The sequence below is a fragment of the Micromonospora sp. WMMD1219 genome (genome assembly GCF_049315215.1).
In the GTDB taxonomy this organism is placed as follows: domain Bacteria; phylum Actinomycetota; class Actinomycetes; order Mycobacteriales; family Micromonosporaceae; genus Micromonospora; species Micromonospora tulbaghiae.
The window spans coordinates 947713-967583 of the sequence record NZ_CP186057.1 but is presented as its reverse complement, the minus strand read 5'-3'; the positions used below and the strand labels follow the sequence as shown (position 1 = coordinate 967583).

General features: G+C 66.6%; 17 protein-coding genes and 1 pseudogene. 12 read left to right on the top strand and 6 right to left on the bottom strand.

The window, feature by feature from the left end; translation table 11 throughout:
- Nucleotides 1–113 precede the first annotated feature (113 nt).
- Together ACN27C_RS04555 and ACN27C_RS04550 are read right to left on the bottom strand one after the other, a co-directional pair.
- Entirely contained in the window at nucleotides 114–1076 is a 963-nt protein-coding gene (locus ACN27C_RS04555; protein ID WP_422750516.1) for a hypothetical protein, read from the bottom strand.
- On the bottom strand, nucleotides 1073–1435 hold the full coding sequence (locus ACN27C_RS04550; protein WP_422750515.1) for a hypothetical protein: 363 nt from the start codon (nucleotides 1433–1435) through the stop codon (nucleotides 1073–1075). Before ACN27C_RS04550 ends, ACN27C_RS04555 begins: the two co-directional genes overlap by 4 nt.
- Nucleotides 1436–1734: 299 nt before the next feature.
- On the opposite strand from ACN27C_RS04550, the gene ACN27C_RS04545 reads away from it, so the two are divergent.
- From ACN27C_RS04545 to ACN27C_RS04515, 7 genes and pseudogenes are all read left to right on the top strand, one after another.
- Complete coding sequence (locus ACN27C_RS04545) at nucleotides 1735–2010, top strand: multiubiquitin domain-containing protein (RefSeq protein ID WP_422750514.1); 276 nt, start codon at nucleotides 1735–1737, stop codon at nucleotides 2008–2010.
- Complete coding sequence (locus tag ACN27C_RS04540; protein ID WP_422750513.1) at nucleotides 1985–3163, top strand: ThiF family adenylyltransferase; 1179 nt, start codon at nucleotides 1985–1987, stop codon at nucleotides 3161–3163. Before ACN27C_RS04545 ends, ACN27C_RS04540 begins: the two co-directional genes overlap by 26 nt.
- Nucleotides 3160–3597 (top strand): DUF6527 family protein, encoded by a 438-nt coding sequence (locus ACN27C_RS04535; RefSeq protein ID WP_393028656.1) that lies wholly within the window; start codon nucleotides 3160–3162, stop codon nucleotides 3595–3597. The genes ACN27C_RS04540 and ACN27C_RS04535 overlap by 4 nt, the downstream gene beginning before the upstream one ends.
- Nucleotides 3598–4350: 753 nt before the next feature.
- Nucleotides 4351–5274, top strand: a complete 924-nt coding sequence (locus ACN27C_RS04530; protein WP_422750512.1) for a DUF4365 domain-containing protein — start codon at nucleotides 4351–4353, stop codon at nucleotides 5272–5274.
- Between the two features lie 250 nt (nucleotides 5275–5524).
- Nucleotides 5525–5626, top strand: a pseudogene (locus ACN27C_RS04525) (IS5/IS1182 family transposase); the annotation flags it as partial.
- A gap of 175 nt (nucleotides 5627–5801) precedes the next feature.
- Nucleotides 5802–7334, top strand: coding sequence for a hypothetical protein (locus tag ACN27C_RS04520; protein ID WP_422750511.1), 1533 nt, complete (start codon nucleotides 5802–5804; stop codon nucleotides 7332–7334).
- Nucleotides 7335–7373: 39 nt separating this feature from the next.
- Nucleotides 7374–8405 (top strand): hypothetical protein, encoded by a 1032-nt coding sequence (locus ACN27C_RS04515; protein WP_422750510.1) that lies wholly within the window; start codon nucleotides 7374–7376, stop codon nucleotides 8403–8405.
- A gap of 416 nt (nucleotides 8406–8821) precedes the next feature.
- Here the strand turns inward: ACN27C_RS04515 and ACN27C_RS04510 are convergent, their stop codons facing one another.
- Nucleotides 8822–10165, bottom strand: coding sequence for a hypothetical protein (locus ACN27C_RS04510; protein WP_422750509.1), 1344 nt, complete (start codon nucleotides 10163–10165; stop codon nucleotides 8822–8824).
- 513 nt (nucleotides 10166–10678) lie between these two features.
- On the opposite strand from ACN27C_RS04510, the gene ACN27C_RS04505 reads away from it, so the two are divergent.
- Both ACN27C_RS04505 and ACN27C_RS04500 read left to right on the top strand, forming a co-directional pair.
- Entirely contained in the window at nucleotides 10679–11425 is a 747-nt protein-coding gene (locus tag ACN27C_RS04505; RefSeq protein WP_422750508.1) for a hypothetical protein, read from the top strand.
- Nucleotides 11422–11751, top strand: coding sequence for a hypothetical protein (locus ACN27C_RS04500; RefSeq protein ID WP_422750507.1), 330 nt, complete (start codon nucleotides 11422–11424; stop codon nucleotides 11749–11751). The genes ACN27C_RS04505 and ACN27C_RS04500 overlap by 4 nt, the downstream gene beginning before the upstream one ends.
- Nucleotides 11752–11940: 189 nt before the next feature.
- On the opposite strand, the gene ACN27C_RS04495 is transcribed toward ACN27C_RS04500, so the two are convergent.
- The gene (locus tag ACN27C_RS04495; protein WP_422750506.1) at nucleotides 11941–13119 is read right to left on the bottom strand and encodes a helix-turn-helix domain-containing protein; all 1179 of its coding nucleotides are present in this window, start codon (nucleotides 13117–13119) and stop codon (nucleotides 11941–11943) included.
- A complete protein-coding gene (locus ACN27C_RS04490; RefSeq protein WP_422750505.1) occupies nucleotides 13112–13909 on the bottom strand; it encodes a hypothetical protein in 798 nt (265 codons plus the stop codon). The genes ACN27C_RS04495 and ACN27C_RS04490 overlap by 8 nt, the downstream gene beginning before the upstream one ends.
- Nucleotides 13910–14460: 551 nt before the next feature.
- Here ACN27C_RS04490 and ACN27C_RS04485 point away from each other — a divergent pair.
- The 3 genes from ACN27C_RS04485 to ACN27C_RS04475 all read left to right on the top strand — a co-directional run bounded on the left by ACN27C_RS04485 (nucleotide 14461) and on the right by ACN27C_RS04475 (nucleotide 17901).
- Nucleotides 14461–16194 (top strand): hypothetical protein, encoded by a 1734-nt coding sequence (locus tag ACN27C_RS04485; protein ID WP_422750504.1) that lies wholly within the window; start codon nucleotides 14461–14463, stop codon nucleotides 16192–16194.
- A 319-nt stretch (nucleotides 16195–16513) separates the two neighbouring features.
- Nucleotides 16514–17236, top strand: a complete 723-nt coding sequence (locus ACN27C_RS04480) for a hypothetical protein (RefSeq protein WP_422750503.1) — start codon at nucleotides 16514–16516, stop codon at nucleotides 17234–17236.
- Nucleotides 17237–17454: 218 nt separating this feature from the next.
- Nucleotides 17455–17901, top strand: a complete 447-nt coding sequence (locus tag ACN27C_RS04475) for a very short patch repair endonuclease (protein WP_422750502.1) — start codon at nucleotides 17455–17457, stop codon at nucleotides 17899–17901.
- On the opposite strand, the gene ACN27C_RS04470 is transcribed toward ACN27C_RS04475, so the two are convergent.
- On the bottom strand, nucleotides 17846–19741 hold the full coding sequence (locus ACN27C_RS04470; RefSeq protein WP_422750501.1) for a DNA cytosine methyltransferase: 1896 nt from the start codon (nucleotides 19739–19741) through the stop codon (nucleotides 17846–17848). The two genes, ACN27C_RS04475 and ACN27C_RS04470, sit on opposite strands and share 56 nt — an antisense overlap.
- Between the last annotated feature and the right edge of the window lie 130 nt (nucleotides 19742–19871).

Below are 19871 nucleotides of genomic sequence, written 5' to 3'. Positions count from 1 at the left end.
CCTTCTCCATCTGACCTGTGTACGTAGTTGAAACGGCGCACCGTCGTGGTCTGTCCGGCCGCGGCCGGCGCTTCTTTGCGCCATGGTGATGTGCGCCCGATTTCGCCGAGATGCTAATGCTCGTCGTACGGACGCGGGGTGGCCAGCGACTGCGCCAGGCTCAGCATGTCCTCGCGACGCGGTTCGGCGCCGAGTATCTGACCGGCGATCTCCTTGACCCTGGCGGCGACCTGCGCGGCGACGCTCTTGCCCAGGCCGGTGCGATCGGCGATCTGCCGTACAGGTTGGTCCAGGTAGGCGAGCACCAACTGCTCCCGCTTGGTGAGCTGGGCCAGCAGCCGCTCGGCGCCGGCGCGGATCTCCGCCTCGGCCTGGACCACTTCGATGGTGTCGACGCCGGGCAACCAGGGGTCGATGTCGTCGACCGGAGTCACCACCGGGGTCGGCCCGACGGCGAACCGGGCGGCGACCACGTCGGCTAGGTCCGCCAGCGCGAGCGACGCTCCGGCGGCCCGCAGCGCCGCCTCGCAGACGTTGGCCAGGCTGTCAGCGTCGGCCACCGGCGACTCCCGGCGGGCATCAGGCCGCCACCGCACGATCGTCACGTCGGTCACCTTGTAGGCCGCGGTGACTAGGTCGGTCATTCGGCCGTTCCAGACTCCGGGTGTGGTCCCGTCGGCCAGTTCGATGTTGCGGCCGGCGCCGGGTTGCCCATCGGGAACGGACCGGAACCGGGGATCGCCGTCTAGGACCTCGCGTAGGCGTCGGATCAGCCGGCCCTTGGTCGTGGCCCGGGCTCTATCCCGCAGGAAGTTGCGGACGACCTGCTCCAGCAGGCGGCGGAAACTCGTGCCGTCGTGAGCCTTCACCGCGAGTTCGACCAGACGCTGCGGGCCCTTCGCGTCGGCGAACACTTCGTGTGCCGTCTCCTCGATCGCGTCCAACGTCCACTGTTGGTAACCGGTCGGCGGCGGGAAGTTGCCGGCCCGGGCGACCGCGCGGACGCACCGGTACAGCTCGACGGTCGCCTCGGTGCCGAAGACGCCGTCGCGCTGCAACTCCTCCCATGCGCTCATAAAAACTCCTGGTAGGCGGCGATGATGCGGTCGAGAAGATCCCCGGTCATGATCACGTGTGGTCTGGTGTCCTCGTCGTCGTACGCGCCGAAGTCGACCCGGTGGACACGTCGGGGCTGCCACCAGCCCTGGCGGTCGCAGAGCAGCTCCGGATCTTTGTCGTGCCAGATGTCCTTGGGGTGCGCGACCATGGTGTCGCTGGTCCGGGTCACAACCAGGCATGCGCGGTCCGCGGGCAGAACCCGTACGACGACCGTCGGTCTGCGGGCGTGCGGGTCGCGCACGTTGTAGTAGTCGCGGGGTAGCACCGCGACCAGGCCTACAGGCGGTCGCCACAACCTCTGGCCGGGCCACGTCATCGTGGGCTGCTCCTACCTACCGCTCGGCTCAGACCGGCGAACGGCGACGTACAGCATACGGACCGTCCGACGAAGTCCCGCCGACACGCCGAGGTGAACGGCCGGCCCCCGCCGCCACGTCGGACGCGAGCCCTGCGGCCGGGCCAGGCGAGCCGTCGTCGGCGCGAATGTGATCACCAACACATCAGCGACAGCGTTCGTGACCGGACGGCCGGGGACGATTCGCCGTCAGGCATCGGTGGAAGCAGGACACCGGGGCCACCGGCGCCTGGACATACCCGAAAACCAAGGAGGACAGGATGCCCGACATCGGCATCGCAGACCAGGACCAGCAGGTCCGGCGCCGCTACACGATCATCGTCAACACCCGGCAGAAGACCATCGACGACCGCGAACTCACCTTCGCCCAGGTCGTCGACCTCGCATTCCCGGGCGCGCATGACACCGAGGTGGTCTTCACGGTCACCTACCACCGCGCGGTGGCACCGCAGCGTGACGGCAACCTCAGTGAGGGCGGCACGGTCACCATCAAGGACGGAACCGCTTTCGATGTCACCCGCACTCGTCGCTCGTAGCGCCGACCTGCGCCAGTTGCGTGACGAGGGCTACGAGGTGACCGTCGAGCACGGTCACCTCGTGGTCTCCCACGTCCCGTACCTGAACGCGCAGCGAGAGGTGAAGCTCGGCATCCTGGTGTCCAAGCTCAGCCTCGCCGGCGACACCACGATCACACCGGAGACCCACGTGGTCCACTTCGCAGGCGAGCAGCCCTGCGACGCGAACGGCCAGCCGCTCAACAAGGTGATCCACAGCCCGGTCCAGGAGCAGATTATTCCAGGGCTGACGGTGAACTACATGTTCTCCAACAAGCCCGACGCCGGCTATCCGAACTACTACGCGAAGATCACCACCTATGTGGCTCTCCTGGGCACGCACGCGGCCGCAGTGGACCCGTCGGTGACCGCTCGGACGTTCCAGGTCGTGGAGACCGACGCGTCGGAGTCGGTCTTCCGCTACCTCGACACGGCCAGCAGCCGCGCCGGGATCGCAGCCATCAACGCGAAGCTAGCCATGCCCCGGGTCGCTGTCGTCGGGCTCGGCGGCAGCGGCTCCTACGTGCTGGACCTGATCGCCAAGGTGCCAGTCCGGGAGATCCACCTGTTCGACGGTGACGATCTGCTGCAGCACAATGCTTTCCGGGCCCCCGGCGCGCCCTCGCTCGAGCAGTTGCGGCAGCGGCCCAAGAAGGTAGACCACTACGCCGAGATGTACGGCGCGATGCGCCGGGGCGTCGTCGCCCACCCCTACTTCCTCGACGAGACCAACGCCAACGAGTTGCAGTGCATGTCGTTCGTGTTCCTCTGCATGGACCAGGGCGAATCCAAGCGGCACCTGATCAAAGCGATGGAGGCGGCCGGGATCGCGTTCGTCGACGTCGGCATGGGCCTCTACACCGTCGATGACATGATCGCCGGGCACCTGCGGACCACCACGAGCACCCCCCAGAAGCGGGACCACATCTGGGACCAGCGGCGAATCCCGTTCGAGGACGGCGGCGACGACGACTACGGCACCAACATCCAGATCGCCGAGCTCAACGCCTTGAATGCCGCCTACGCGGTGATCAGGTGGAAGAAGTGGCGTGGGTTCTACGCCGACCTTGAGCAGGAGCACCACAGCGTCTACACGATTACCACTAACTGCCTGGTGGGTGATGACCAGACATGACCCGGCAAACCATCATCGAGCACCGCTTCGTCGATTCGGCCCCCGACGTCCTCGACGACGGCGTGCTCTACGTCTCGATCCGCTACGCCACCGCCCTGCACCTGTGCCCGTGCGGCTGCGGCAGCGAGGTCGTCACCCCGATCAGCAGGAAGGGGTGGAGCCTCACCTTCGACGGGGTGTCGGTAACGCTGCACCCTTCGGTAGGAAACTGGAACTATCCCTGCCGATCGCACTACTGGATTCGGCTCAACAGGATCGAGTGGGCCAAGGACCGTTCCCACGATGGCCCCGACCGGCATCAGGGCTCGGCCAGCGCCGCTGGGCCGACGGCTCCAGGTCGGCAACATCAGCATCTCGGGAGTGCTGTGGTGAACAAGGTCCGTCGACTTGCGGGCACGGTGCGGGTGTGGCTGAGGCGGCACGCCCGCAGATGATGCCTGGCAGGTGCGCGCCGACGTCCAGCCCGCCTGCTCGACCAGGCTGGTCTGATGACGGGCCGTTGCCGATCAACCGCCCGGGGCGGGTCAACCACGCTTGAGCGTCCCCCGATGACGCGAAGAGCGCACAGTACGGGCGTCTGCTGGCGTGGGCCACGAAAACGTCAGGGGCAGGGTGTCTACTGGAGCCGCTTCTTGCGCGAGTGGAGCAGCGGTCGGATCTTAGCTGCGAGGAGCGGCTCTAATGGACGTTCATGTTCAGGCGCCAATCGTCGGCTAACATCCCGGACGGGTTCGGACCCCGGATGACGCCTACCTGACGGTGATGATGTTGTCCGCTGGACTGGCCGGCATCGTTCAGCGGAGGAGACAGGCGGCGGGCGGGTCGGCGAAGGAGGCGGGGTTGTTGCCGGCTCCGTGGCGGGGCGGGCTTCTCGCGTCTGTGGTGGCGTTTCGCCGACCAGGGTCTGCAGCCGCTCGACAGTGACCTCGCCCTGTTGGAGCTCTGTGCGCAGCCGCTGGCGTGCCCGGGGTGATGATGACCGTCCCACCTCTCCTCCAACCGGCGCCAACCGGGGTGCACCGGTGCCAGCGAGGCCATCGCCGGCACTGTATGAGAGCCGCCAGTGAGGAGTACGAGATTGAGGACGATGACGGTAGCTTCTGGCGCAAACCGCTTCCGACCCCAACCCGGTAGAAGATGGAGCCATGATGCGCCGTAACCCAGCGGCCAAGGTGGCCACAGCGGGGGTGACCCGTACCAAGCAGGCCGTAGAGGACGAGTTGGGCTGGCTGTTTCGCGACCAGCCGACCGAGGATTACGGCATCGACGCGCAGGCCGAGGTGGTGGACGGCGAAAACGTGCGCGGACGGCTGCTTGCCTTGCAGATCAAGAGCGGTATGAGTTGGTTTAAGGAAGCCGGACCAGAGGGCTGGTGGTTCCGGCCGGACGCCGAGCATGTGGCCTACTGGCTCAACCACTCACTGCCGGTGCTGGTCGTGCTGTACCACCCGGAGACAGGGCGCTGCCACTGGCAGTTCGTCAACCGGAAGACGCTGCAGGAGACATCCACCGCTAGCTGGAAGCTTCTGGTGCCGGAAGCTCAGGTGCTGGACGCGAGCGCCCGAAAGACCCTGCGGGAGGCCGCCGAGGGCGATCCATACGAGCTGCGTATCCGCGAGCTGCAGCTGGCAAAGCCCTGGATGGAGTTGCTGGCTGGCGGCAAGCGGCTGGTGGTGGACATGGAGGAGTGGGTCAACAAGAGCTCGGGAAGAGGAGACATCTCTCTCGGTATAGATAACGAGGACGGCGAGGAACCCGAGAAGCTGGCCAGTTGGGGTGTTTTTCTTGGTCTCGCCAGCTACGCCGAGGTAGTGCCGAAGTTGTTCGCGTGGGCTGACGCCCACGTGCATCGGGAGACGTACGACGGGACGGAGTATGACCAGTACAGAGCAGATTGCTGTATCTGGAGCGACGAGCATGAGGTCTTTGCTGCGGTGCCATTCGAGGAGTGGAATCGAGGCCTGGATGCAGAACGTATCCGGCCGTACCGAAACGGTGGTGGGGAGGTCGACTTTTACCGGCTTGAGTTAACGCTCAATGAGCTGGGCAAGGCGTTCTTGGTGGTGGATAGGTTCGCCACTAAGGGTGAAAGGTTGCTTACGGGGGGTTAGGTGAGCAAGTAGTGCCTTGTTGGACTATTGCAGTGGGTCGCTTATGGCGCGGTTCAGGGACATGCTTGGCCCGATAGCATCGGCTTCGTTGCAAGACCACAGCTGGCGCGACGCTAATCGACATTGCCCTCGCGGATGGACTGCCGTGCCGGTGGATTGCCGGCGGCGAGGCCTACGGCGGTGATCCGCACCTGGCGGCGGCCCTGCGCAGCAGACACGATTTGGGCTGCATCCGCGCGGTCGCCTGAAGCTAAAGACCTGGAAGATCCTGGTCAAGGTGGGCTGCTGCCCACGCCAAGCCACCGCCATCATCCGAGCCATCCTCGTGCTGAACCGCGTCGAAACGAACCGCCGGCCCAGGATGAAAATAGCTCCTTGTCCGTGCGGAGCCCTACGTCCCACCAGAATCCGCCCGTCAGGCTCAGTTTTCAGCCGGGCCCGCCAGTTCGGTCCGTTCGTCGGACGGGGATGCCACTTACAGCCGTGTTCCGCGCCATCGAGTACGCCGTGCCCCTTACTGTCGGGTGGTGCAGCGATGGGATTCGCTCAATGAGCGGCAGCTCGACCTGCTTCGCCGGATCCACGGCGGCGATGACCTCAGTGGGCCGGATGGCGTCGAGTACCGGCGGTCGGCGCGTGCGCTCCAGGACCGGAACCTGGTTACAGTGACACGCAAGGCAGGGGTGTGGAAGGCGTCCTCAACCGATGCCGGTCGCTTCTACCTTGAGCATGGTCACCATCCCGATCATCCCGACCACCGTGCTTCCCTTCCGCGGTCCGAGGCGCCGGCATCCGGCGGCACCATCGGCGGTGCTTCGTCGGCGGACCTGCTGCGAGCGGCTCGCGAACTGCTCGACCGTCTGCAGCACGAGGGCGGCTTGGTCCGTATCGAGAGTCCCGACAGTGGAACGCGGGCCCGGTACCGGCGGATCATTCACGCGTTCAAGCAGCAGGGACTTGTGCCATCGGGTCACCATCTGCGCCACACTGGCCGTGACGCCGGGGACATCGTCATCCGCCTCTACACCGATGCCGGTCCGGACGAGACCGACTGGAACCGGATCCGGCTCAACACCCGACGTGTCACCACCGACCCGCATCTGGCGTTCAGCGCCCTCGAAGCCGATCCGACCAACCTCGCCGTCAGCCCGGACTTACTGCCCCGGGCGTTGCTGCTGATCCGGCAGCTCGCCGGCGAGGCGGCCCGGCGTGGGCACAGGCTCGGGGTCAACACCAAGGCGAAACACCCGCGGGTGTTCCTCCAGGCCGGGCAGGTCCGACGCACGGTCACCCTGACCGAGGAACGCGACCAGGTCCCGCACGAACCCACCGCCGAGGAGCTGAAGGTGCTGCGCCTGCGGCCGTGGATGAAACCCGCGGAGTTCGACGTCGTCGACTCCGGCAGGCTCCGCTTGGAGATCGCCCGGGCCGGACACGACAACCGGGACACCTGGACCGACACCGCACGCGTACGTCTGGAACAGCGCGTCGCGCAGATCATCCAAGGGTTCGAGGCTGGCGTCACCGCCGACGAACAGCAAAGGCGGGCGGCCGAGGCCGCGCGGGAGAAGGCCGAGGCCGAACACCGGCGGAGGCAGGAGGAAGCCGCGGCCGAGCGCAGACGGCAGGAGGAGGCCACCCTCGCCCGATGGCACGCCGCGATGGCCGACGCCCGCGTCCAGGCCGCGGACAAGATCCGCGCGGAAACCTTCCGCAACGCCTACCAGGCTTGGACCACCGCAGCCGGCATCCGCGCGTTCTGTACCGCCCTTGAACAAGCGGCCGAGGGGCGGACCGGCGTCGGCGGGTACCTCGTTAGCTGGGTCGCGTGGGGCAGGGCCGCCGCCGACCGGATCGACCCCATTCGCAATTCCCGTGTGCTGGCTGACATCGATTACAACCCCGAACCCGGACCCGACGATCTGCGCCCGTTCCTCGGTGACTGGAGCCCCCACGGGCCACGCAAGGAGCACCGCCCTGATCACGACCGGCAGGCCCACGCCGGCATCCGCCGACAGGCCGAATCGTGGCACCACGGGCTGCTCGACCGCGGCGCCTGAAGTTCGGCGACACCGCAACCGCCACCACACTCCGGCCGGATGCGCACGAGCCTGCGCCGGGACCTGCCGCCATCGCGGCGCGAACCCGTCAGCACGACCCGGTACCACGCAACAAGCGACGTTTACCCGAAGGACGGCTGGATGAGAATCGACCCCTCCCGCTTCACCGTCGGCGACGAATGGGCGTACCGGCAGTCGGACCACGGACCGTCCGAACGCGTCCGCATCCTGGCCGTCGAACCGAAGAAGACCAGCGCCCGCCTCGAGATCAGATTCCTCGACGACCCCGACGAACGGGTGGAGAAGGTCCCCGGATCGCGGCTGCGGGTGCCGTGGAACGAGGTCGGAACCTTCGACGCGCTGATGGCGAACTGGCAACGCATCGACGATCAGAGCCTCGATCACACCGAGGAAGCCTGCATCGAGGAGATCTTCGGCCTCCTGATCAGCGAAGACGTAGCCGAACTGCTCTGGTCCCCGGTGTCATGCGCCACCGACATCCACGACAGGGCCCGGCTGAGCGAGATCATCGACGGCCCGATCGACGACATCCTCGCCTCGGCTGAATGGTTCGACCACGACGGCGGGACCATCCTGTCACCGGCCGGCACCCTCCAACTGGTCGAGGCCACGTGCCGCGCCCACCCGGCCCAGGTCCTCGACCTCGTCATCGAGCAGGAAGCCCAGTCCCGCCACAAATGCAAGTTCGGCGACGAGCACCGCGTCGGCCGCGACAACCGGTCGACGACACCGGAATGGGAGTACGACTGGTACCGCCGCCACGACCGGCCCCGCCACGAACTACTACGCCAGTGGTGCGGCCACCGGGCAGTCACCCACCACGAACGGTTCCTCGCCGCCGAAGCCGAAACCCACCGCCTCGACATCCTGATAACCGACCTCCTCAAGGCCCTGGACAACCTCGGCGAACACGAACAGGCCGCCCGGTTCGCCGAGGAACACGAACGCGACCGCATCACACCCCACACGATGCGCCCCGTCGTCGAACGTCCCCTACACCCCTCCGAGATACCCGTACGCGAGATCAAGGTCAGGCGCCGCTGGTGGTGAACGCCCGTCGCACAAACGGTCCGATGTTCAGGTGCTTCTCCCCAAGCTCCAGTTCACCGGCACCCAGATGAGCGTGGTGGTGGCCGCCAGCGGATTCCCGAGTGGTGCCGATGACTGCGCCAAGGCCCACGGCATCGCGTGCGTACGGCTGGTCGACAACGCCTGGATGTACATCTCACGTCACACCGTCACGACGCCCCACCCGCGCTCACCGACGCGTACACCGGCTACGCGATGACGCCCGACGCCGAGGGAGAGTACGAGTTCACCCCGCTGACCGGCAGCGCCGAGAACAGACGCTCAGCGTTGATCACAACGGCCTAACCTTGTCTGACGGCGCCATTGCCACTTCGCGAGCCGATCCGATCCGATCCGCCAGGCTATGACACCGAGCGAACCAGCCGGCGTCCGGGCAATCAGGCCCAGACTCTGGCCTCCCTGGCGAAGCACGGCCAGGGCCGCGTGCCGGCAGCGAACTCGCCGCTGAGCATCGCGGCGACCTGCTCGCTCCAGGTGCGGAGATCGATCAGCTCGAGCATCAACTCCGCGATCGCGGCGAAGTTCAGGGATGTCGACCAGAGCCGGTTGCCCGACCGTACGGCGACGTTCAACAACGGCTTCGAGGGGTCCTCGGTGCCGTCGAGACGCTGCAGCCAGGACCCTTCGACACCGGCGTTGGCCAGCGAGTCGATGATCTTGTTCGGGTTCATGCAGACGGCGAAGAACATGCCGTCGGCGATGAGGCTGGCCGCGACCTCGGGTTCGATCGGGTAGATCGCCCAGGGTGGGCGCACGAGAGTGCGACCGGCCTGGTCGATGCTCAGCAGCGTCAGCGTGTGCCCAGGGTCGTCGGCGCCGATGCGGCGGCGGACCCGGTCGAGTTCGGCGCTGAACCGAGTGCCGAACTCCTCAGCGGTGTACCGGCCGGCGGCGGTGAACTGACTGGCCGCCACGACCGCGCGGCCGGACGAGACCACGCCTCCGGCGATACCCGTCCGCGCATGCGCCAAGCCGAGGATGTCACGTAGGCCCGCCAAGTCGGTGCGGTAGTCGATGGTGGTGCGCACCGGTGCGTAGCCGCTGGGCAACTCGCCGGTTTCGTCGGCGAGGACCTGCGAGGTGTCGGCCAGCAGCCGCTCCTGGGCGGGAACTCGATACCGCTGGTTGGTCTTGATCTCGCGGAGCCAGGCCCAGCCGTCACGGCCGAGGACGGTGACGTCGCCGACACGGATGACGTTGGTCAGGTCGTGGTGCAGCACGAACTCCCGCTTCTCGCGCCACGCGGTCTCGATGACCTCCAGCTCTGCGGCCAGGCCGGTCTTGCCGTACATCGGGCCGGGGGCGTCGGCGCGCGACAGCGCCACGATGATGTTGCGCTGGTAGCCGAAGACTTTCCAGGCGAGTGCGTCCGCGATCGACTTGAGCTGGCGCCAAATCCGCTCGTAGACGTCGCTCTCCAATATCCAGGATTCCCGGTCGGTACGGTCGAGGGATGTGCCGAGTTCGGGTGCGTCAGCGGTGAGGCAGCGGTGCCTATCCAGTCGTTTGATCTGCCGGCTGATCGCGGAACGACGCTGCTCGGTGTCGAGGACCATGCCACGGAGCCGACTCTGGAAGTGGTACAACTCCTCGGCAGAGCGGCAGGCGCGTAATGTCCGGATCAGATCGATCAAGGCGCGCAGGGTCTCCTGGTGCGCCGGATGCGTCAGGATGAGGTCGATCTGATCGCCGTCCGCACGATCCATCAACGTGGCGCGCACCGTGCCTCCTGCACTGCCGACCGCTTGGCATTCGCATCATCCGGACAGCTCACCGTATCGGCAAACGAGTTCGTCGCTGCGTAGCGCCGGCGGCACTGTGCCCGCGCCGGAAGTGACCCGCGGCCAGTGACATCACGGCGATGTGCAGAAGAGCGTCGACAGCGGCGAGCCTGTCGCGCCGCTATGGACATCCGGTGCGTTGCGGTGTGGCATCTGCGGTCGTCGCCTCTTCCGTAGGCGCTCGGGGAGTCGCGAGCTGTGTCAAGCGCTTCAAGTTGCCCACGCCCTCGGCCGACAGCACGTCGCTACGTCCCTGCTCATCAACCAACGCTGACGAGCCGAGGGATCGGCCAGCCCGAGGGTTGCCGTTTGGTCGTCGTGAGAGGACGTGGTCGCGGCGAGCGGGGCTCCAGACACCGCCCGTGCCCTGCCAATGGTTGCCGGTAAGGGCTACCACAACCGCTGGGGGCACAGCATCACGGAACTGTCGTACCCGGCACTGAGCATGTACCTGTGCCTCTTCTCGCGATGGTCGATGGCGTACGGACGGTCAGCACGTTGCTGTCCGACGAGCAATGGCAGTCGCTACGGACGGACGTTCGAGCGGGCCGGTGTTCCGTGCGGCTGCCGTACTGCGGTGCTGTGGCGTACCTGCGCACGAGCAAGCTCGGTGTGCGGCATTTTGCGCACAGGGCAGCGAGCGACTGCGCGAGCCATTCAGCCGAGACCGGTCAGCACCTTTACGCCAAGAACATCATCGTGCAGGCTGCTCGGGCAGCCGGATGGGACGCCGAACCGGAGGCGCGTGGCGAAGGTTGGGTCGCCGACGTATTAGCCACCGGAGGGATGAGCAAGTTCGCATTCGAAGCCCAGTGGAGCGCGCAGACCCGGGACCAGTTCGAACACCGTCAGCATCGGTATGCCGCCGACCGTGTCCACGGCGTGTGGTTCACCCGGTACGAGCGCAGCGTCCCGCTTCCACGACGCGACCTGCCCGTGTTCCACACCGCCTTCGCTGCCGACAGCGTCACCACGGTCGTCAACGGCACCGCGATGCCGTTGGCCGACGCCGTCATCGGTCTACTCACCGGCCGGATCGGTTTTCGTACCCACGGGCGACCGGCCAGCCGGCCATCACGCAGGTGTCCTGTTTCGAGTATCCCTGCTATCGGTGCAGTGGTGTCTCGCTGTTATGGGAGGTCGAACGGGAGGTCATCGACGGACCGTGCGGAACGAGAGCCGAGATCCGCCATGCGTTGATCTGGGCACAGGAACGCCCGGAAGCCCGGCCCGACGTGCGTCGCCGCGTGGCGATGGAGGCGGATCGTCTGGGCGTGCCGCTCGCCAATCTCGGTTCTCGCTACAGCGCGACCGCCAGAGGTTCCTACACCGCCTTCAGTTGCGCTTCCTGCAACGCCTTGTTTGGAGACTGGTATCTGCGGGAGTACGTGATGGAAGCCCGAGCCGAGGACGCGCGTTCCTCCTCGTCACGTTTCCAGGCGGCGGCGGCCGGATCGAGCAACCACACTGGTGCCGCGATGCCGGGCAGGGCCAGTGCGTTGACCGTGAACAGGCGGCTGCCCTAACCGGCGGGCCTGATCTCGCCCCAGCGACGGACCGTCATCGATGACCACTCGACCGACGATCGAGTGGCTGGTGACGATCCGCCCGGCGTGCCGTGCTTCGTTCCCGCTGTACTGCAACGGTCGTCGACATCCGATCACCCACGGATCACCACGCGATCGTCGCCGACGCTGTCGCGCGAGATCAATCGTCTACCGCACCAGTTTGAGGACCGGTCGCTGGTCGGCTACGCCCAGCAACATTCTCACCCAGGGCAGCGGCCACGCGAGCTCTTCGGCGAGCGCCTGCATCGTCAGGCCGTTGCCGGTAGCCAGGTCGAAAGCTCGGCTGAGCATAGCCGGCTGCTCACCCGGATAGGCAGCCGCGGGTTCGGCACGGAAGCCCGGCTGATCGGCCAAGAGGTGCAGCCTTTGGTGTGCACGGCTGGAGGCGGAGTCGGACAACAGCCCCAGCTCGCGACATCGGTACAGCAGCGATTTGACCGAGACTCCCCACTCGCGTTGAAGCTCGACGAGTTTGCCGAGGTCGGCGCGGCCGGGGAGGGCGGGCAGGATGCTGTTGCGGGGGGTGAGGAACTCGGCCGCGAAGGTGTCGGCTTCGCGTTCCTGTTGGATGTCACCGGGCGCGGTGTCGCCATGGAGTACGAGGTGGCCGAGTTCGTGGGCGGCACTGAAGCGGTGGCGGTAGACGTTGTTCGCGCGATTCGGGGTTAAGATCGCAATCGGCCGGGGCAGGCGTGAGGTGGAGAAGGCATCGACGGTGGTGGCGTCGTCGTCAGCTGGTGGAGTGACGGTGACGATGCCGTGGGCTTCCATCCGACGGACGAGGTGACTGATCGGCCCGTCGCCGAGTTTCCAGTGGGCGCGTAGCGCTTGGGCCGCGGCGGCTGGGTCGCGGGGAAGTTCGGTCCCGGAGTGCACCTCGCCGCCGGCGAAGCCGGGTAGGTCGATCCAGGGAAGCTGGACTCGCTTCTCCAGCGCGTAGGTCAGTTCCCACACCAGCTCGGTGAAGGAGATTGCCTTCGCCCGCTGATATGCCCGCGTCGCCCGCAAACTACGGAAGTGAGCCATAGATGCGTCGAGGCGGGCATGAGGGCGGCCTCTGAGGAAGAACGGCGGAGGCACGCTGAGGACTGCGGCGAGTGGCCCGATCAACTCGGGTCGGGGTTTGGTTAGTCCGAGCTCGTACTGTCCGATGGCCGCTGCCGTGACGCCGATCCGGTCGGCGAGTGCCTTCTTGGTCATGGCTGCGAGTTGCCGGGCCTGGGTCAGCCGGCCGGGGTCAAATCCGTCGGCGATGGCGGCGGGTGTTGCCGTCCCACCAGCGGCAACAATCGGTGTGATGAGTCGGAGTTGTTCGTGCTTACGCATCGCGGTTGTTCGCGGTGGGCTTTCCCGACTCCGGCTCCCGCTCAGCCGTCGGCGCCTCTACCGGACGCGAGTGCGTCGGGAAGTCGAGCGCGGGCAGGTCACCCTCGTCGAAGGCTCGCCCCGAGCCGCCAACCTTCGCCAGCCCCGAGAACGCGCCGGTGGAGCCTTCCGGCGTGGCGCCCTTAGCCGCTGGCAGCTCCTCCGGCTGGCCGACAAGCCAGGCGATCGTGCCGTCGGACTGCATGAGGCCCTCACCCCACCAGGACTTCAGCAGGCCGGCATCGGCGTGAGCAACGTAGGGCACGTAGATGATCTTAGTGGCGGGGCTCAGGTGAACAAGTTCGTTGACCACTGCGACCGGGTCGAACTCGAAGTCCTCGCCCAGAAGGCTCAGCAGGTCATCCGGCGGCTGTGCTGCGGAAAGCGCAAGCGACAGGTTCCGGCCGATCTTCGTCGCCAAGCGGGCCTGCTTTACCGGCACGTTCAGGTTGTCGGCGAGCTTGAAGGGCAGCAGCAGCCGCTCCCGGACGACCATCAGGTTGTACGAGGCATTCGGCGGCCGGAACTTGTACGCCCCCTCAAGGCCTACAAGTTGCTCCTCCAGAGACTTGTACGTTGCCGGCCACATACCGCCGTACGGCTGCTTGGACGGTAGACCCGACATCTCCTGGATCAACACAGCCCGCTGCTGCGCGTGGTGCAGCCCTTCCACAAGGCCACGCCGCACCATCTCAGCGTCCTGCCCGAAGTGTGACCGCGCCCAGGCCGAGACCGGCGATTCCTCGCTCAACTAGCCCTCCAGAGAGACTGACACTTCAGATCCACTCAGAACCCTAGCGCATCCGCTTTAGTTTTGGGCATGACATGCCCATCGCGCGGTTCCCTCGCTGCAGCACTCACCGAGGGGCGCTCGTCGGCTGGGGTAAGAGCTGCGGGCCGACGAGGGCTGAACTACCGGCTCACTCACGAAGGCCGCCACCGACCGGGCGGCGTGCATCAGCGTCCGATGGGCCCCCGGCCACCATCCGTCCGCAGGCGGGTCGGATCCGCGCATACGAGGGCGAGGTCATCGACTACAGCCTCTTGGGCCGCACTGCCCCACTCCCCGGCGGGCCTCCGACGTTGAGATACTTTGCCTCTGTGTTTCCTTCCGGGCCTGCGTTCCGTCTCCCGCCGAGCTGGGTCGATGAGCTGCACGACGCGGTTGGTTGGTGGACCCGTTCTGATGACCAGCCGTGGGGCCGGGCCGGCGCTGTAGCTCTGCCGCTCGCCCTTTCGGAGGTTCGAAGCTGGATCGCCGGGCCGTTCAGCGGTGAGCGGAAGCAACCGTGGAGGTCGGCGATGGAAGACCTCTGCCTTGCCGCCGGCAGGTGCGGCCAGCATCTGCGGACGGAACTGGGCCAAGATCTTCTCGATGTGGACGACCAAGCGCAACGGCTTATCGCGATCGTCTCGCAGAAGGGAAAAGTCGACGGGGCGGTGGGCGGGTGGTTGGCGGGGGCGCCGGCGCCAAGGGCGACGGTAGAGAAGCTGCTGGCCCGGCTCACGGAGCCGGCGGTAGCTGTGGCGGCCTGGCGCGACCTGGTGGACGCCTGCCGGACGAGCGGAATCTCCGCCGACGACCTCGGCAGCCGCCGCGACTTGTTCCGTTCACTGCTGTCCAATGCCGAGATCAGCCTCCGCATCACCGGGCGGATTCTTGCCGGCGTACTGCACGACAGCGCCGCCTTCGTGACCGAGGCCCGTGTTCATATCGGTGATCTCGATCGGGACGACGTGGCGACGTGGCCAGGTCTTGATGAGGCGGCCGGGTTGGACGAAGCCGCGCGACTCGTACTGTGTGAGCAACTGATCGCTTCGCGTGCGCACGGCGGCCACCACGTCGTATGGCTCGCGTTCGGCCAGGCCCGCATCGGCACCTCGTACTTCGCCGTGGGTCCGGTCACCTTCTACTGCGCGCCGATGATGCAGGCCATGATCGGCGTGACCGGGCCAGGAAAGGAGTGGGTGCCTGCCGAGTTCCGGCGCACCGACGGGTGGCTGAGGCTTAAGGACATCCCCACCGACGACGGCCTCGTCTTCGCCCGTGTCGATCTGGGTCATGGGCGCTTCGCTGATCCGATCCGCCGCGCCACGGACCTCGCCCACGCGACCGTTGCGGTCGCGAAGTTCGACACCGGTACCCGCAACTGGACTCCGTGGAGCGGTTACATCCACGCAGTCGATGGTCGTGTTACCGGCATGCCACTTTTTTCTGCACCGAAGCCGGAGCCAGAGGTGGTGCCGCATGAAGATCCGACCGGCGATGTGCTGGAGGATCTCTCCGTCACGCTGGGAGCGCGGCTCTCGCCGGTTCCGGAAGAGTTGCACGAGGTGATCAACCTGGTGCGATGGTGGCAGGAGGCTGGGGAGCAGTCGAACCTACCCCGCGTCGTTCTCGACGTACGCGTCGTGGAGTGGGTCGCTTCCCTTGTCGGCGCCGGCAAGTGGTACGAGTTCCTCACATGCACCTGGAAGCAGCAGTGGGTCAGAAGCCGGGTTCGGGCTCACCTATTCGATACGTGTATCGAAGCTGCCGGTGAGCCGCACGCCGTCGCGCCCGAGCACCGCGCTCAGATGACCAGCCTCCGCGGCAAGCTTCAAGTGCACCATGGTCGAGGTGCCTACACCAGTCACCTGGACCACGCCTTGGCGGCCCTGCCCGCCCTCCGATCGATGCACCCGGTTCACACCCGAACCAGTCGCCGGTTGACCACCCTCGCCGACCGGCTGGCAACAACCGCGACACTGGAGAAGTGGTGCAGCCAGTTGGAGCTGGACTGGGCCTTGCAGGTCGATCGCCTCCAGCGGCTGCGGAATGCGCTCGCCCATGGTGGCCCAGCCTCGTCGGATGCCGTGGACACTGTCGCGTCGTTCGGGCGCGATCTGGCACGGGTGACGCTCCGGGTCACCCTGACAGGTCTTCTTGACGGCCGTGGCTCGGTGACCGCCCACGAAGAGATCAAGACTGCGGCCGAGGCCTGGCGCGCTGGCATACCGCCCGCGCCTGACGTCGCCACCGCGTTGTTCGCCTAGCTATAGACGTGGCTCTGCCTCGGCGGCCCTATGTCGCGCTGGAGCATCTTCAGGCCCACCTCGGCTGGCGGGCTGACGACCGTGAGCCGCAGGTCGCGCAACCTGACCCGCAACGGAGAGCGGGTGGCGATGTCGCCCGGGGGCTCGCATCTCGTGTCTGAGATGCCTGCCGGCGATGGGACCATGCTGGCGTCGCCACCATGGCGGGGCCGGCGGAGCCATCATCCCTCTGACCCGTACGAGTCCCCCGCCGTAAACTGCGTTCCGCGCCCGCGCCCTCGAAGTGGTTGACTGCTTGAGGCTTCGAGAGGAGATGCGGTTGATCCCCTACACCCACATCCAGCTTGATCCAGCTTTGCCGCAGAATGCACCGTTCTGGATGCCGGCAGAAGACGAAATTGATGAAGAGGGCATCGGATTCTTCCGAGGCGTGTGGGCGATATTCGATGTGCCGCTGTCAGAAGCGGCCCAGGTGGTAGCCGACGAACGGGCTGCGGCAACTGCAGTCGACGCCGCGGCGGACGACGCTGAGACGTTCGAGTATTTCGCCCAGCTGATCGAAGCACATAACCCTGATTTCCCGTCCGAGGATCCCGAGGATGAAGCGGGCATGGCCGTGCTTGCCGAACATGGTGACGTCGACTCGGTCAGCCTGTGCGGCCTTGAGCTTGGGGTCGCCGGGCTAACGTATGCGTTGGCGGCGACCGGGTGCGTACCGGCCGCCAGTTGCCGCAGTCACGCTGAGCGATCCTGGGCCGAGCGGCCGGTGGTTGTGGCCGCCATCGATCGGGCGCACGCGGACTGGTTGCAGCCGCTGGTTGAGCGCGCGTCCTGCGGATTCGACCTCGATGACCTGCGTCCGCAGTTTCTGACTATCCATGCGCGGTCGATCAAGGAGATGATGGACTTGGCCGCGGCGATTCTGGCCAAGGCTGAACACGATCCGCCGCCGCCCCTGTGCTGGGGGCCGTCCTCGAATGATGAACAACCCGTGGAGGATCGCGTGGAAGTGGACGGGCAGCAGTCACTGTTCAACTGCTGAGCCATGGCGGGTCATTAGGCGCTTCTTCCTGGCAGCCCTGCCCGTCGTAGCCTTGGGGAGGTTCTTGGCCGCTTGGATCACCGGGTCGCCAGCAGGACTACGACGACCTGCCGAGACGTGGCCTTAAGCCGGCCCGGTTGTGGTCTGCCTTGGGAAGGCTTCTTCAGGCTCCATGTGGCGGCCGGGCGGTCGGCCATGCCGATCACTATCCTGGTGGCATGGGGCAGGCGGGCTCTGGTAGCGGCACCGACGCTCGGGGTTGGGTCTCGACCCAGGCCGGCGCACATCTGCGCGGGCGCCGGGTACGCGACACGGGGCCAGAGATCGCCCTCCGCAGCGCCGTGCACGCCCTCGGGATGCGTTTCCGGCTACAGCGACAGGTGGTCGGCCGCTGCAAGCCCGATCTCGTGTTCATGGGGCGACGGTTGGCAGTGTTCGTTGACGGCTGCTTCTGGCACGGTTGTCCCCAGCACGGACCGCGGGCCTTCCGAGGACCGAATGCGGATCGCTGGCGTCAGAAACTGCGTGACAACCAGGAGCGGGACCGCCGCAATGATGCTGCCCTGGCCGATGCAGGGTGGCGCGTGTTGCGACTGTGGGAGTGTGAGATCAAAGCTGATGTGATGGCTGCGGCCCGACAGGTGCAGCGGGCTTTCCAGTGCTGACGAAGCGCGCGCCGAAGTGGCAGTTGTTGCGAAGGGGGCACGTTCGACAGAGTTGCCTGCTGGGCTCAGTCCGGCACACGGTAGCTCCCAGTAGTCGCACGGCCGCCATGCGCGATGCTGCGTGCACCCCGGACCCGACGAGCAGCGCAAGGTCGAGCCTGCCGGCGGTTAGCCGGTTTGTCGTGTGTGAGTCGCTGCCGACCACTCGTGCTGCGACACGGGTCGCCGTCTGGTTGGGCACCAAGCGGTCTTCGCCGAGGAGTAGCCGGAATAGGTCTGTCTCGGCTGCCCGCAGTCGGAGTTTGATCTCCAGTTGGTCGGGGTCGTGAGCGACCTCGGGGTCGTCCAGCAGCGGGGCGAGCCGCTCGACGGCGTTACGAAGCCTTGACGTGGTCCTACCGTCAAGAACGCGCTCCAGCAGTTGCCGCGTCAGGGGGGCTGTGTCTCGCAGGGGTTCCAGTGTGGCGCCGAGTCCAGGCTGACCACCGATCATCGCCACCAGCGCCGCCAGGGCCGGTGGGCGACCCTGCGAAGGCAGCAGGTACCAGTGATCGCCCAGCCGCTGACGGGTGGCGTGCTGAGCGAGAATCTTGCGGACGGTACCCCACTCGCGGTGCTCGTCGTCTGACGGTTCCTCTTGAGCCATCAGCGCCAGCGCGGCGGCCTCACCGAGCATCGGTGGTACGGCGTTGCCGATCTGCCGGAAGGCGTCACTCCGGGTTCCGGCGAAACGGAAGCTGTCTGGGAACGTCTGGATGCGTGCTGCCTCACGGACGGTGAGGGTGCGGTGCTCCTCCGGGTGGATGTACCAGTAGCCATCCTTGGCGATGTGCGCGGTGATCGACCGACTCCGGTCGTCCCAGTCCAGGCGCTTGTACTTATCATCAAAGGTGTCGGCGGTGTACCGACGCAGGCTCGGGTCGATAGCCGAGTAGAGGGTCTTCGAGGTCATCAGCGAGAAGACCTGGCGGTCATCGTCGCGCACCGGGCGGGTCATGTGATCAAAAACGACACCGGTCTCGGCGCCGCGGCGCATGCGTAGGGCGAACTTGCTCAGGTCCTTGGACGTGTGCTCCACCCGGCGTCCGCCGGTGCCGAGCTCGAGCCGTGGCAGGTCACCGATGGCCTCCCTCAGGGTGGTGAACTGCTCAACCTCCTGGGGCCAGGCGAACGATCCGCTGTCGCGGCGAGCGAGCAGGATCAGCCGTTGGCGGTGCTGAGGAACCCCGTATCGCCATGCGTCCACAAGTCGCACCTGCGTGCGGTAGCCGTCCTGCTCCAACATCGCGACGATGGTGCGCACCACAAACATCTCATCGCCCAGTGCCATGTCCGGCACGTTCTCCATGAGCACCGCGCGGGGGCGGACCTTGAGGACGACGTCGACGAAGGCACGCCACAGTTCCTTGCGGTGGTCCTCTGCGTCGCGCTTGCCGGCATCAACGAGGCTGCGGATCTTACTGCGTCCCGCCCGGCTGAACGGCTGGCAGGGCGGCCCTCCGGCGACGAGGTCGATCTCGGTCCGTCGGAGGAGTCGCACAAGGTCGGCTCGGGCGACCTTGTCTCCGAGGTCGACGTCCAGAGCCAGCCCTGGAAAGTTCGCCCGATGAGTGTCCAGCGCCTTGCGGTCATGGTCCACGGCGGCGGCGACGGTCCAACCTGCATCGGTGAGACCCTGACTCAACCCGCCGGCCCCGGAGAACAGGTCGACAGCAAGACGCCCTCCCGCAGCCAACCTTTGTTCGCACCACTGCGGGAATGACTCCAGGTTGCAGCCGTCCTCGCGGGGGAGGAGTCGAAGGTCGTCGCTCCGCTGCAGCTTCACACCATAGGTGGCCACCCGGACGCCGTCCCCCCATTCGATACCTCATGCAGACTGCGGTCGCACGCGTGTATGAACGACCGGTCAGGCACACTGTACGACGATGATCGCTTTTCGTCACGTCGCAGCGCTGTCCGGGTCGTCCTCG